The following is a 13957-nucleotide window of genomic DNA, read 5'->3' on the forward strand; positions in this document are numbered from 1 at the left end:
CTACTGAGATAAAAACTGTAAGCATTTAAACAGACAAAAGGGGCGGTGAGCGCCCCTTTTTACGTTACTTATGCGTTTTCTTTATGGGCCAAAAACTCTTCGTAGTTTCCATCAAAGTGGTTCAGCTGTTTGTTTTTTATTTCAATGATCTGGGTAGCCAGTGATGAAACGAACTCGCGATCATGACTTACGAAAATCACTGTGCCATCAAACTTATAAAGTGCATTGTTTAGCGCTTCAATCGATTCCATATCCATGTGGTTGGTAGGCTCGTCCATTACCAATACGTTGATGTCTTCAAGCATAAGTTTTCCGAACAATAAACGGTTTTTCTCACCACCAGAACATACCTGCACACGCTTATTGAAATCATCAGAAGTAAACAATAAACGGCCTAACATGCCCTTAATTTGCAGATCGTCGTGTTTCGGACTGCGCCATTGGCTCATCCACTCAAACATAGTGATATCTTCAGCAAAGTATTTGGCATTGTCCTGCGGAATGTAGCCGATTGCGGCATTTTCTGCCCACTTATAGCTACCAGCGGTAGGCTCAATGTCATTCACTAGGCATTTTAAAAGCGTAGTTTTACCTGCGCCATTTTCACCGATTATGGCTAAGCGCTGCCCTGCTTCCAATAATAAATTAGCGTTGTCGAACAACGGAAGGTCTGGATAGCTATGTCCCAGTTCTTCAAGGGTGATAGCAAGGCGGTGAAGTTTCTTGTGCTGCTTAAACACAATATAAGGCTTACGACGGCTGGACGCTTTTACTTCAGCCAGTTCAATTTTCTCTAGACGACGTGCACGCGAGGTAGCTTGTTTTGCTTTCGATGCGTTGGCAGAGAATCGCGCTACGAAGCTTTGCAGCTCTTCAATTTCCGCTGATTTTTTAGCATTTTCTGCATGAAGCTGCTCTTGAACTAGCATGGCTGCCTGAATGTAATCGTCGTAGTTACCTGGGTAAACACGTAGTTCACCATAATCGATATCGGCCATATGTGTGCACACAGAGTTTAAGAAGTGTCTGTCGTGCGAAATAATAAGCATAGTCGACTTACGCTTATTAAGTTCCTCTGCAAGCCAGCTGATAGTGTAGATATCTAAGTTGTTGGTTGGTTCGTCTAAAAGCAGAATATCAGGCTCAGCAAATAGGGCTTGGGCTAAAAGTACACGTACTTTTTTACCTGGAGCCACTTCTTTCATTAAACCGAAGTGATAATCTTCATCAATGCCAGCAGATGTTAGAATTTCACCTGCGCGGGACTCGGCTGTATAGCCATCCATTTCGGCAAACTGGGTCTCTAAATCTGCTACGCGCATACCATCTTCTTCGCTCATTTCAGCCTTGCTGTAAATGGCGTCGCGCTCTTGCTTAACTTCCCATAATTCACGGTCACCCATGATCACGGTGTCAACCACACTGTATTCTTCGAACGCAAATTGGTCCTGACTTAATATACCTAGCTTCGTACCCGGTGCCATCGAGACGTTGCCCGAGGTTGGCGTAAGTTTACCGCTCAAAATTTTCATAAAGGTAGACTTACCACAACCGTTTGCGCCAATAAGGCCGTATCGGTTGCCGTTGCCGAATTTTGCGGAAATATTTTCAAATAATGGCTTAGAGCCAAACTGCATTGTGATATTTGCGGTGGTAATCAAAACAGGTATCCAGGGGTAAAACGATGAGAAGAGATAGTAGTGAAAGCGTTTATCGCTCCACTAATATATAAAAGCGCGCGCACTATAAGGAATTGAGCGCTTTATGTCGAGGAAATTTTGAACAGCTTTTGCACGGGGTTCACAAGAAAGAGTGACGCGTTGTATTTGTTTACCGCCTAATCTCTATATTAACGTTGAGCAAATCATTCCAGTATAAAGAAAATATTACATAAAAGTGAGTGTATGGTGAATGCTTAATTCAGGAGAGAAGAAGTTAAATTTTTCATCCATTTTGATACTAAAGATTCGCTTAAACTACTATTTCAGAATGGAAAAACGTAGAACCTTGTTTAATGTAAATAAGAGACTTTATTGGTTGGTCTTAATTTTGCAGCGCCTACCTACTGAAAATAAACCACAGGTCGCGTTTGCGCCTGTTGAATCAGTGCGAAGTTTTATCTCACTTTAGTTTACTGTGCGTTAGGTAACGCAAAAGAAGAATAAAACTGTGCATTTTAAAATAGGGAAACATCATGAAGTTTTTAAAAAAAATTGCTATTGGTTGCTTTTCGGCAACAGTTCTAATGTCTGGTAGTGTTCACGCAGAAGCAATTAGCTCAGACTCTGTAATGCAAACTCAAGCCGCTCACTACAATAAGCAGCAGCTTATTGATATGGTCAACCGTTCAGACGTGCAGAGTAAACTAGTGAGCTTAGGTGTAGATAGCAACCAAGCTATTGCCAGAATCAACGGTATGACCGACAGCGAGATTGCGCAACTAAATGATGAAATCAATCAAGCGCCAGCGGGTGGTGTTGTAGGCGCAGTGCTTACTGTACTTGCTATTATAGCAATTTTGGATCTCATTGGTGTAACTGACGTTTACCCATTTATTCGTCCAGTTAACAGCTAATTGGATGATAAATTCAGTTAAAAAGGCCTGCATGTTAGCAGGCCTTTCGCTTCTACTTTTGCTTTCAGGTTGTCAATCCACTCCTCAAGCTGACAAACTAAGGCAAGAGGGACTCGCCTCATTGCCCGATTCCCACACTATTGAGTCTGTACCGTTTTTTCCCCAAGAACAGTTTTATTGCGGGCCTACCACACTTTCTGAAGTGTTTGGTTACTATGGAAAAAGTACCTCACCAAACGACATTGCGCCTAAGTTGTTCATTCCTAATAAAGAAGGGAGTCTGCAGCTAGAAATGGTTAGCGCCACACGACAATTTGGTTTCTTGCCATATACTGAGCGAGGAACATTATCGTCCATTATGTCGTTAGTTAAAGAAGACATCCCGGTGATTGTTTTTCAAAATTTATCTATCCAATTAATACCCCAGTGGCACTACGCCGTTGTTATCGGGTTCGATAGTGATAGGGGAACGGTCACTTTACATACGGGCCTTACGCCTAATCACGAAATGTCGCTTGAGCTTTTTGAACGAACCTGGGCAAGAGGAAATTACTGGTATTTAGCTCCGGTTCCTCCCAAAGTGACGTCTTCTGAGATGACGCCTTTTACTTATGTAAGTGCAGCCTACGATATGCTCAAAGTAGGAGACAAAGCGCAGTCGCTAGCGTTTTTAGAAACCGCATCCCAGACCTGGCCTTCTTATTGGTTAAGCTACTTTCTGATTGCTAATTATTATCTCGAACACCCTGATATCGAAGGCAACAACAAACTGGCGATAACCTGGTTTGAAAAAGGGTATGACGTAGGCCAACATCAACAAGCGTATGTGCATAACTATATTATTGCATTGCGTAAAGGCAATAGGCTTGAGTCAGCAAACGATGTGCTTAAACAAGCACTTGCACGCTTTCCAGATAACGACGGGTTGCTAGGACTAAGAGAGTAGCAACTTTCAGTGAACCTTAGTGAGAACTTTACGAATTCAATGCCAACGTTATTTTTTCAGCTATCCTTTAGTAGGGTTTAGAAAAACTAACGTTGTATATGTCAAAGAATTTAAGCAACGCTTCGATATCCCACGCAAATGGGATTATTACAACTAAGCTTTATGGCATCTTTAATGAAAGTAGCGCCGAAAGCTATCGAGCAGAGCTTTTCGAATTAGTTATGGGGTTGAAGGGAAAGCCTTTTGCCTTACTTGCCGACATTAGCCAAGTAGAAGGCGCTACGCCCGAAGCGTTTGATATGGTTAAGCACATTATTAATCGTCTTCCCGAAATGGGTCTCGTTGCAAAAGCCTATGTATACAAAGGACCAGTGATCCGCGGGATAATGTATCAACGGATCCCAGAGCTTGTTGCAATGGATTACTTGTTTTTTACACGTTTTGAAAGTGCTTTTGAATGGCTTGAACAAGAATATAAAAGCAAATTACAGTCTCTTCCTTAGTTATAACCTATTAATAAACAGTACATTTAAGCGGAGAGGAAGCTTAATTCTCCTTATCTGGTTGGTGCAGTTCGCTCTAGTGGTTAACCCCTATGGTGAATGCTCTCTTTTTGCTCGATCCTAATTTGGTTAACGCTATCAAGTGGAAGTTCAGTATTAACGCTGAGCGCATTGGTAGCTCCAATTTTTAAGGATTGAATAATGAAAAAAAGAACCCTTATTTATGCTGCGATAGCAGCTGCTTTACCTTTTGTAGCAAGCGCCTCCGCGGTACACGCTCCTTTAGATACCTCATCGCACCGTATTGCTGAAATAAATCTCACTGATAATGTTGTTAACCCGCCGGCAAATAATTTGTTTCAAATGGCGTTAGATCAACTGCAAACCTCGTTCCCATCATCTACGTTAAGAGCGGCTAATGGCCATCTAGACAGTGTTTTTGGTATTGCAATTGACGTTTCGGGTGCGTCGCCTGTACAAATGGGGTATGACTTTATAAGCCGTCATTCAGCTCTTCTAGGCGGTCTTAATGATGGAGATTTCGTTTTTAACCCTCACCGCAGTAAAGCTGCATTGGGTGGTCATTTAGTAAGATTTGACCAAGTTATAGATGGTGTAAAAGTCAAAGACAGAGGCGTTGGACTCTTAATTGACAAGTCTCAGGTGGTAAGAGCAGTGTTCGCCGATACTGCTATAAATACGCCTATTGCAAACACACAGGTTCTTTCTGCTAATAGCGCCATCAGCGTGGCAACCGCCGATTTAGCGTCTTACAAGCGAACACTTCCAGTAGAAGCTCTTGATGTATTGGACCCTGCTTTTTCTCAAATAGAGAAAAGCCTCGGCGTATTCGCCAAGCCTGTTCCACAGAAAATAGTCGTACAAGATAACAATAAACTTAAACTGGCATGGAAGTTTTTCTATTACTCTACGAACCCGTTTGGTGTCTTTGAATATGTTATCGATGCTCAGTCTGGAGAGGTTCTGGCGCGTAATGACCGAGTTAAAACCATTCTTCCTACAGGTGAAAACGAAGCTACGCAAACCGAGCAGATTGGCTTAGTTCAGCAGACTGCGGATTATTTTCCAACCTTCCCGCCAATTACGCCATCGATGCAAAGCGAATGTTTAATAGAGGATGATGCAGGTGGCTACACGGGGAAACCAAAAGGAATGGAACGCATCAACTTACGGAAGTTTGATGAATCAAACTTAGTAACAGGCGTTGAAGGTTTACTTACCGGTAAGCATGCACTTATTGAAAGCGCGCTGCCTACAAAAGGGCCTTTTCCACAAGCGGCAACGGGTACGTATCACTTCAGCGAGGATGCTGCCATAGAGGCAAGACCTGTCGAAGATGATCATGTAACGCCTTCTACGGCACATCACATTGACGGCATCAGCCAGTTTATTTACATCACCACATTGCTCGAATATTTAGATTACCTTCATAAAGACGGCGATGATGTACATAGTCGTGGCGTGGGCGATGGTTCGTTTCCAAATAGCTACCCTAACGAAGCAGTACCGTTAACTGGTGTGGTACATATACCGAATGTGCTGGATCCACCAGATAATCCAGCAGACCCTGAATTTATGGCGAAGCTGTTGGGGTTAGACAACGCATTCGCAGTTCCGTTATCTCAGGAAATTGCGGGTGAAGAGATAGTGGTTAATCCAACAGCTTATGGTCACGGCTACTTATTTAACAATTTAGCAATGGATTTTTCTGTTCCCATTCATGAGGGGACTCATGCGACTATAACGCCTATCGCAGGCTTTGAAGGCGAGCCAGAAGGCGGCGCGCTTAACGAAGGGCAAGCCGATCTTTGGGCGTATACAGTAGGCGAAACGCCGGATTTAGGTACTTATCCCGTTAACTCGTGCGATCTACGAAAATTCTTAAGAGAGCAGGGTGTTAATCCCGACTCATTTGAGTTTATTCGTTCTGCACAGAGCCAAATTCGTTATTCGCAGTTAGGTACAAGAGATAACGCGTTCGAAGTGCATCGCGATGGAGAAATTTACGCGGGAGCTATGTGGGACCTACGCGAACTTATGGTGGCAGTGCAGCCTAGCCAAGAATTCGTGCGCCCAGATCCGGTTACGGGTGATCCTACCCAAGAAACTAGCTTGGGCAAAGAAACCTGGGAACGTATCTTCTTGGGCTCAATGTATGTGTTAGGGATATCTGCACCAGACACCTTTGTACGCGCGAGGGACGCAGTGCTTATAGCAGATGCCGCCTTGTATCCGACCGATCCTCTAGATTTAACTTCACCGGGTCGCCACCATGCGCTCATTGAGCGTGTCTTTGCTGCTAGAGAGCTAGGAGCAAACGCGAAGGCTCCAATAGGCGGTCGACAGACTATATCAACCGCAGTAAGCGAGTTTACGGCTACCCAAGCTAAGCCATCGACACCAGGCGCTATTGATGCGCATATTATTTCAGATGATGCGATTGAAATTACGTGGGAAACCGTACCTGATGCTTTTGCTTATCAAGTACTGAAACGCAGAAAAGGGTCGAATGCACGTTTGTTTACCGGTGTACCAACCCGAGAGTACTTTGATGGCGACCTCACATTTTCTGGTTTTACCCATGTTGAATTTATAGTGGGCGACAATTACTACATCGACCAAGGGCAAGGTTTGGGACGTGGAGCTGGTCAAGGCATAGATTCGTTTGACTATGAATACGTAGTACGCGCAATTAGCCTTAACCCTAATCAGCAGGTTGGCTTTTCCAATATGTCAGGAATTGCTTCAACCGGTTTGAACACGGTGGATGTGAGTGACCAAGTTGACTACAAGGTAGGTAATATTAACTATAATAACGGCATTTTTGCCTTCGATATCGCTTTGATAAACACTGGTGATGAGAGAATTTACGGCCCAGTTGATTTCGATATTACCCACATTAGCAATAGCAGTATTACTGTGTTGAATGCAGACAATGGTGGCACTGGCAAAAACGGCGACATAGCAAGGTTCCGTTTCGACCAATCGCTGGATGTAGATAGAACATCTGCACTGCGTTACATAAAGTTTGATAACCCAAACGGAAAACTCTTTACGTTTCAAGCACGAATCAGCGGTTACGAAGCTGGGGCTTCATCAACAGGAAGGGGCGAAACCCCTACCTTTGATACGTCTGAGACAAAAGAACAGTCGGTGGTCTACCACAATATTGAAGAGCACACGGGCGTTATATTAGTCGGTGCTGCAGATGAAGCATTGGTTGATGGCGTAGACTATGTTGATATCCCATTTACCGCGCTGCCTAGTGCATCGAGTGTAGTTGCAACACTAAGCGCAGATGTTGAAGTAGTAGCAGTCCCAGACCTTGACTTTGAATTGCTAGACGCTGAAGGCAATATTATGGCGAGCTCAGGCAACTTAGGCTCTAACGAGCAAGTCGGCGGCGGTATTGTTCCTGGTGAAACTTATCGTGTTCGCGTAAATGGTTGGGCTAATGGCCCGACTTCATACCGAGTTGTTATTGACCAGTTTGTAAGTGATATCAGCGACGCAAACGTTGATGAAAACGGTAATGCGACCACGGGAACAGTAACGTTCGAATTCAACCCTGTGACAGGAAAAGTATCGCCTTCGAACTTACTCAAATAGTCGTCAGCAAAAGCGCCCAGAAACTGGGCCAAATAGGCGAAATGTAATCTACACATAAGCGCGTTTCTAAAGGCTTATGAAACAAATTAAAGCCCTATGTTGTGAAAGCAGTATGGGGCTTTTTTATTATATTAGGTAAACGACCTGCATAATGAACTTTGCATAGAAACAAAACAATTGGTGCATCTTTTGCGTCTTCTTTCCCGTATTAACGTATAGCTAATCAAAAAAGCACCATACTTTTTACGCAGGAGCATCGTCAGCCGTGGATAGCACCCAACTTCTTGAAAATAAGCAGGTACTTGCAATAGCCGGATTAGTCGGTGTTGTTATTGTGCTTTTCATCATTAAGCGCCTTATATTGGTGCGCTTGAAAGCCAAGGCGCGTTCTGAAAGCAGCAGCATGTCTGATATTTATCGCGTGCTAGTTCTATCACTCAATGCCCCGCTTAATTTGCTTATTTGGGTTATCTTTTTGCTGTTAGTGAAAAGTATTGTTTCAGTATTTCAGATAGAAGATGAAAGGGCTATTGAGGCGTTAACTATTGTTATTGAAGCAGGTCTTATAATTACCCTGTTTCTTTTTTTCGAGCGCTTTGTTACCTATTCCCTAAGTCGTTATCGCGACCAATCAACCATTGTGAAAAACACCAGCGCTATTGCTGGTGGTGCAGTAAGAGCAGTGTTTGCCGTACTCGCCATTTTAATCATTTTAAGCACAATGGGAGTATCGATAACGCCCATCGTTGCTTCATTAGGTATTACGTCACTTGCAGTAGCACTAGCCCTACAGCCCACGCTTGAAAACTTCTTTTCAGGCATTCAACTAGTGATGGATAAGCCCATTCGTATAGGCGATTTCATTGAATTGGATTCAGGGGAACAAGGGTTTGTCGAGAAAATAGGGTGGCGCTCTACGTGGGTAAGAATGCTGCCTAACAACATTGTTATTATGCCGAACAGCAAGCTCTCTAATTCCAAACTGATTAACTACTACTATCCTGAACGCGAACTATCAGTACCCGTTGAAGTGGGCGTGCACTATAGCTCTGATTTAGACCATGTTGAAAAGGTCTGTTTAGAGGTGGCCAATACGATTTTAGAGCAGCATGAATTTGGTGTTGAAACCTACCGACCTTTTGTGTTGTTTCACACCTTCGACAATTCGAGTATTAACTTAACTGTTATGCTGAGAACCCGTGAATACTTTAATCGCTTCTTTATAAAAAGTGCGTTTATCAAAATGCTGAAAAAGCGGTTTGATGATGAGGGTATTGTAATACCATTCCCAATTACTGCGCTTAATATGGAACAAGAAGGCGCGGCTAATGGGTTGTCGACAGCACATGAGCATACAAGGCCATGAGGCTGAGAAAAATTGATGATGTTCATGTGGCACTTTGCAAATTGCAGATTCGTACCGAGTTGTGTCATCGGTGCGATTTAATAACCGCTGAGCATAAAAAAGCCACGTTTAAAAACGTGGCTTTAATGCGATTACGCCTTCATAATGTTAGCGTATTAGAAAGTGTAGCGCGCTGATACACCTAGTAGGTCTACATCGTCAGCGATGACATAAGTTGCTCCGAATGAAAACTGCGGCGTAAAGAAATAGTCTGCGCCAACTTCAAAGGCAGTATCATCTTCTTCAATGTCGATATAGCGAATCGCACCGCGAAGCTCAAACTGCTCTGTTAGCATTGAGCGTATACCGGCAGTAATGCCATAGCCGTTATCGTCAGCTTCAGCAGAAGCGAAGCTTGAATCTAGGTCAACATCTACATACTCATACGTTAACTCACCAAAAAAGTCAGTTGTTGTAGTTAAACCATAGCGGTAACCAACCCCTGCAGAGATATAGTCAAGTTCACCGTCAACACCATATTCGTCTTCACTTAACTGACCATAACGACCTGTCAGGTATACATTTTCATTAAGTGATTTAAAGCCCTGAATTTGAAAACCTGTTGGCTCGAAGTCGCCTGCGTCTTCAATATCTGCTTGTACATATCCAGCTTTAACGAGGTCATATGAAGGCGACGCTGCGAATGCATTTAAAGAAAGCGCGCCAAAGATACTGGCGAGAATAGTACGTTTCATTGTTTCTAATATCCTTTTAACAAAAAAACTTCCAACCACTTTCGGAAGCTTCAACATGATGGGGATGAGTTTTGAGAAATCAAATAGGTTAGTACAAGAAGTTTTCGTTTATTGGCTATAGCCAGCGCGGTTTTTAACGCGTGATTGTAATTACATTGTCGGGCGAATGATCAATTAGAGCTTTTTCAATGTGAAGCAAATAGCGATACTGGCAATACTTAATGCGCTAGTCGCTAAACTAAAAGCCTCGGTAGGCCCTAGAGTTAGTAGCGTCACTGCGTAAGCGCCTATGGCGGCCCCTGTCAGATGGAAAAAGCCAGTGAGTGCAGCTAAAAAACCAGCAGATGTTTCAGAATAGCCCAGCATAATATTTACGCTACAGGGCATAGCGATACCGATGAAAAAGAACGTGACATAGCAGTAAGCCAAAATACTGACTAAGCCACTTTGGGAACTCAAGAAAACGGTCAAAGCAAAAAGTACGGAAAGAGCCGCTAAACAGAGACTAGATACCCTGAACTTTTGCAAAGGCGACAAAGACGTCAGCCGAATATTGAATACGCTGCCTGCAACGAACGACAAGGTGGCTAGCAGTGAGTATACCGAGAACAGAGTTTTAGAAAGCCCGAACTGCTGCATTACCATAGAGGGCGCGATGGTAATGAAGCAAAACACAATGCCATACAAAAGCCCGCTAGCCATGCCTACTGTAACAAGCTTTACTATTGTGCTTTTTATAAGTACTAACGTATGACTAAAAACGTTATCAGATACTGGCGGCGTAAAATGTCTAAGAATGCTGGAAACTGAGAATAGCAAAAATAGGGCGAGTAGCCCCATTAACAGCACGAAATAAAAAATAGCGGAAATACCCAATGACTCGCCAATTATAGTGCCTATTAGCGGTGCTATTGCTGGGGCAATAGCAAAGGCAATATTGATGAGCGAAAGTGAAGTATTTAGCTGCTTTTCGCTAAATATTTGACGTGACAGCCCTCGCGATACTGATACGCCAACGCCCCCACCTAAGCCTTGCACCACACGTCCTATAAGAAAAGTAGACTCTTCACTGGCAAGCGCCACCATAAGTGTACCTGCAATAAATATTATGATTCCGTAGAACAAAAATTTTTGCTTGTTTACGTAGTCGCACACTATGCCAGAGGTTAACTGTGAAAGTGAGAAGGCGACTAAAAACACAGCTACGCTTTGCTCAATTATGCTCACCTGACTGCCATACATAGTCGCTAAGTCAAAAAAGAAGGGGCTATAAATGCTGGTAGAGACTTGGCCAAGAACAGACAAAATAGTGAAGGTAACCGTTAGCGAGTAAAACGTATGGCGCGACATGGTGTGCTTCATCTAATAAGAAACCGGTAACAAAGTAGACTAATAATAAAGATAGGCTACAGATGAGGTATTACAGTTTTAATAAAGCTGCTTTTTCAAGTTTGAGCAAAAGTGCACAACAAAGTGGTATCGATTGGTTAGTATTATCAGTCGATGACGCTGAGAAAATAGTGGTCCTTTTCCTTCCTTAAGTTAACCTCATATTAGAACAGGGTCTAACGATACAAAATGGCGGAAGCGATAGGCTAACAAATAGCTTTTTGCAACCCGTTGTTGTATTTAATCGCAGAAATAATTAAACCCGGCCAAATAGGCCGGGTTTTCACTATTTATCGCTTATTTGTATTGTTTTTGTGGTAATGGTTGCGCTGCTTCGGCAGAGAATTTAGTCCCATTAAATGCTTCCACACCAAGTGTTTCAGCGTCCGAATACGTTGTATGCTGGTTAATCTCAACAACCTCAACATTGAAATCATCATCAACAATCAGATCGAATGCCACCCACATTCTAAAGTTATATGACCCAGAATCTACATCGTCAGCAGGGTTAAACACATAGGTTCTGTCGTTCAGACGCAGTTCTACACGCGTCGGCGACGAGAAGATCGTACCTGAACCAGAATAATGATACACACTGTAACGATAACGGCCAGGTAATACGAAGCTTGGTATGGTGAGTACTTCCGGGCCGTAACTCGATGTATCATCAACATCTAGATTAATAGTTACATTGCCAATGGTTTCGTCCTTATTGGCGTAATACACTCGGAATCGGGTATCAGTTCCTTCCTGAGGTCCGGTCAAGTGAGTATCTAGGTCACGAGGATTAGCACCCCATGTTAGCTTTACAATGGCAGAACTTTCGCCAACTACAAGGCAATTATCTAACTCGCTGTCAACATCGCTGGTATTAACCACAACAGTATTCGTCTGACTTCCGGCACGAGCAAATACCAACAGCGAAGAATCTCTTCTCACTGGCAGGGCAAAATCGCCTTCGGCATCAGTGTAAGCGCTGCTGCGTCCAATGTAGCTGGTGCCTTCGGATAGTACCTGTATATTGGCTACTGGCAAACCTTCAGTATCAACTACACAACCGAACAGTTCGACAGTATTATATACCTGATCTGCGTTCCAGGTGGTGAAGTGACTTACTGTACCCACGTAGAAAGAGGCACCGTCAATCGCTGTTAAGGTTGCCTCTCCTTCTTCTACCCATAATGCTGTCGATTCATCAAAATAGTACAGCGGGATTGTTTCCGGAGGATTTGTTACGCCGCTCGCTAGAGGAATTCTCACCGTCGCGGTTGTGCCATCAACTAAATCAAGGTCGTTTCCATCTTCGTCGGTCAGGGTTAACGAGAAAGCACCAAAGCTCTCTATCGGCTCGATGTCGCCCGTTTCACTGTTAGACGTTGTATACAGACCCGGCATCGCTTCAACATACAACGAAGGGTCGATCACAGTGATAGTCGCGGTGATGTCGCCACTTGGAGCATTGCCATCAGCAGTTTCCAGCGTCGACGCGGGGATCTCGACGATGTTGACTGTTGCTTCTGCGCTTTCGCCCATATTGATAGGATCACTCGCAGCAAAAGTTGTTGAATAATCAATTGGCAGGAGGTTCAAATTCAGAACGCGTTCGGTTTCTCCATTTGCAATATGACGCTCAACATCCACTACATAATCCGCACTGGACAGCCGAATATAAAAGATGTCTGTGGTATCGACGCCGATCATCTCGTACAGACCGTTTTCGTCTGTAGTTACCGAACCAAACTCGGTCTCACCGGTATTGCTCAGGCTATAGGCTGTAATCGTTACATCACTAGCTACTTCACCCGAAATAAAATTAGTAACAAGACCGCTTACTGAACCAATGCTGGCACAACTGACCGCGATATCGGCAATCTCGGCAGTTACAGTTACCTCAGTTGGTGTGACTTCACATTCGTATCCGGGAGTATCGCCAACAGCAAGCGCGATGGACTGCTCGTAGATAAAGTCTTCTGCTAAAGTAAACGGTCCTGGACCACTTAGCGGTACGGTTATATCTCGGTCGCCACTAACAATAAGAGAAAAGTCAGCCGGCGCATCACCGGTAACCGTACCACTTATGGTATACTCTATGGCCTCACAGGCAATCGCCACGTCGGTCACATCACCGGTTATCGTCAGCTCGGCTGGTGTCACTTCACATTCATATCCGGGAGTATCGCTAATAGCAAGTGTTATGGACTGCGCGTAGATAAAGTCTTCTGCTACAGTAAACACGCTTGTAGCATCCAAGGATACGTTTATATCTCGGTCACCGCTAACGATAAGAGAAAATTCAGCAGGCGCATCACCTGTAAACGTACCACTTACGCTATACTCTATGTCATCACAGGTAATTGCCAGATCGGTCACATCACTGTTCAATATCAGTGACGTCTGGCTTAATTCACATTCCTGACCGGTAGGCTGTTGAGTGATTTCAAAAGTTACCTCTGTACCTGCCGAGTAATCGGCATCAAATGAAAATGTCGTCTCATTAGTAAAGGTATGACTTTCTGTTGAACCACTAGCAGTTCCGCTTACAGTAAGGTCACCACGTTTCAGGTTGTCGATGGTGCCAGACACATTAAAAGTTGTCGTGCCGCCAGGATTAGGATTAGGTTCTGGGTCAGGTGAGTCGCTGTCTGATCCACCACAAGCTGTGAGAGACAGAGCAGCAGTTAGTAAAGCAATGCCTTTTAATGAGGCACAGCTGGTCTGGGGGTACTTCATATAGTACTTCCTTTTTCTGAGTATAAATCCGTTTATTGGCAAAACTATAAGCAATGCTATGTCGACTGTCAAACTACTCGCTAA

The 13957-nt window shown here is 43.8% G+C and carries 9 protein-coding genes; 5 read left to right on the top strand and 4 right to left on the bottom strand.

What is annotated here, in order from left to right:
- Positions 1–68: 68 nt before the first annotated feature.
- A complete protein-coding gene (locus tag PCAR9_RS04005; RefSeq protein ID WP_179982506.1) occupies positions 69–1661 on the bottom strand; it encodes an ABC-F family ATPase in 1593 nt (530 codons plus the stop codon).
- 533 nt (positions 1662–2194) lie between these two features.
- Between PCAR9_RS04005 and PCAR9_RS04010 the strand changes: the two genes are divergently transcribed.
- The 5 genes from PCAR9_RS04010 to PCAR9_RS04030 all read left to right on the top strand — a co-directional run bounded on the left by PCAR9_RS04010 (position 2195) and on the right by PCAR9_RS04030 (position 9020).
- On the top strand, positions 2195–2575 hold the full coding sequence (locus tag PCAR9_RS04010; protein WP_118490142.1) for a PA2779 family protein: 381 nt from the start codon (positions 2195–2197) through the stop codon (positions 2573–2575).
- Between the two features lie 31 nt (positions 2576–2606).
- Positions 2607–3521, top strand: coding sequence for a PA2778 family cysteine peptidase (locus PCAR9_RS04015; RefSeq protein WP_232091113.1), 915 nt, complete (start codon positions 2607–2609; stop codon positions 3519–3521).
- Positions 3522–3619: 98 nt separating this feature from the next.
- The gene (locus tag PCAR9_RS04020) at positions 3620–4024 is read left to right on the top strand and encodes a hypothetical protein (RefSeq protein ID WP_179982508.1); all 405 of its coding nucleotides are present in this window, start codon (positions 3620–3622) and stop codon (positions 4022–4024) included.
- 201 nt (positions 4025–4225) lie between these two features.
- On the top strand, positions 4226–7654 hold the full coding sequence (locus tag PCAR9_RS04025) for a M36 family metallopeptidase (protein WP_179982509.1): 3429 nt from the start codon (positions 4226–4228) through the stop codon (positions 7652–7654).
- 265 nt (positions 7655–7919) lie between these two features.
- Positions 7920–9020: a mechanosensitive ion channel family protein gene (locus tag PCAR9_RS04030; protein WP_179982510.1), complete on the top strand. Its 1101-nt coding sequence runs from the start codon at positions 7920–7922 to the stop codon at positions 9018–9020.
- A 155-nt stretch (positions 9021–9175) separates the two neighbouring features.
- Here the strand turns inward: PCAR9_RS04030 and PCAR9_RS04035 are convergent, their stop codons facing one another.
- From PCAR9_RS04035 to PCAR9_RS04045, 3 genes are all read right to left on the bottom strand, one after another.
- Positions 9176–9754, bottom strand: coding sequence for an outer membrane beta-barrel protein (locus PCAR9_RS04035; protein WP_179982511.1), 579 nt, complete (start codon positions 9752–9754; stop codon positions 9176–9178).
- Between the two features lie 174 nt (positions 9755–9928).
- Positions 9929–11104, bottom strand: a complete 1176-nt coding sequence (locus tag PCAR9_RS04040; RefSeq protein WP_232091114.1) for an MFS transporter — start codon at positions 11102–11104, stop codon at positions 9929–9931.
- A gap of 336 nt (positions 11105–11440) precedes the next feature.
- Positions 11441–13873, bottom strand: a complete 2433-nt coding sequence (locus tag PCAR9_RS04045) for a YfaP family protein (protein ID WP_179982513.1) — start codon at positions 13871–13873, stop codon at positions 11441–11443.
- Between the last annotated feature and the right edge of the window lie 84 nt (positions 13874–13957).

The sequence above is a fragment of the Alteromonas macleodii genome (assembly GCF_903772925.1).
GTDB classification, from domain to species: domain Bacteria; phylum Pseudomonadota; class Gammaproteobacteria; order Enterobacterales; family Alteromonadaceae; genus Alteromonas; species Alteromonas macleodii_A.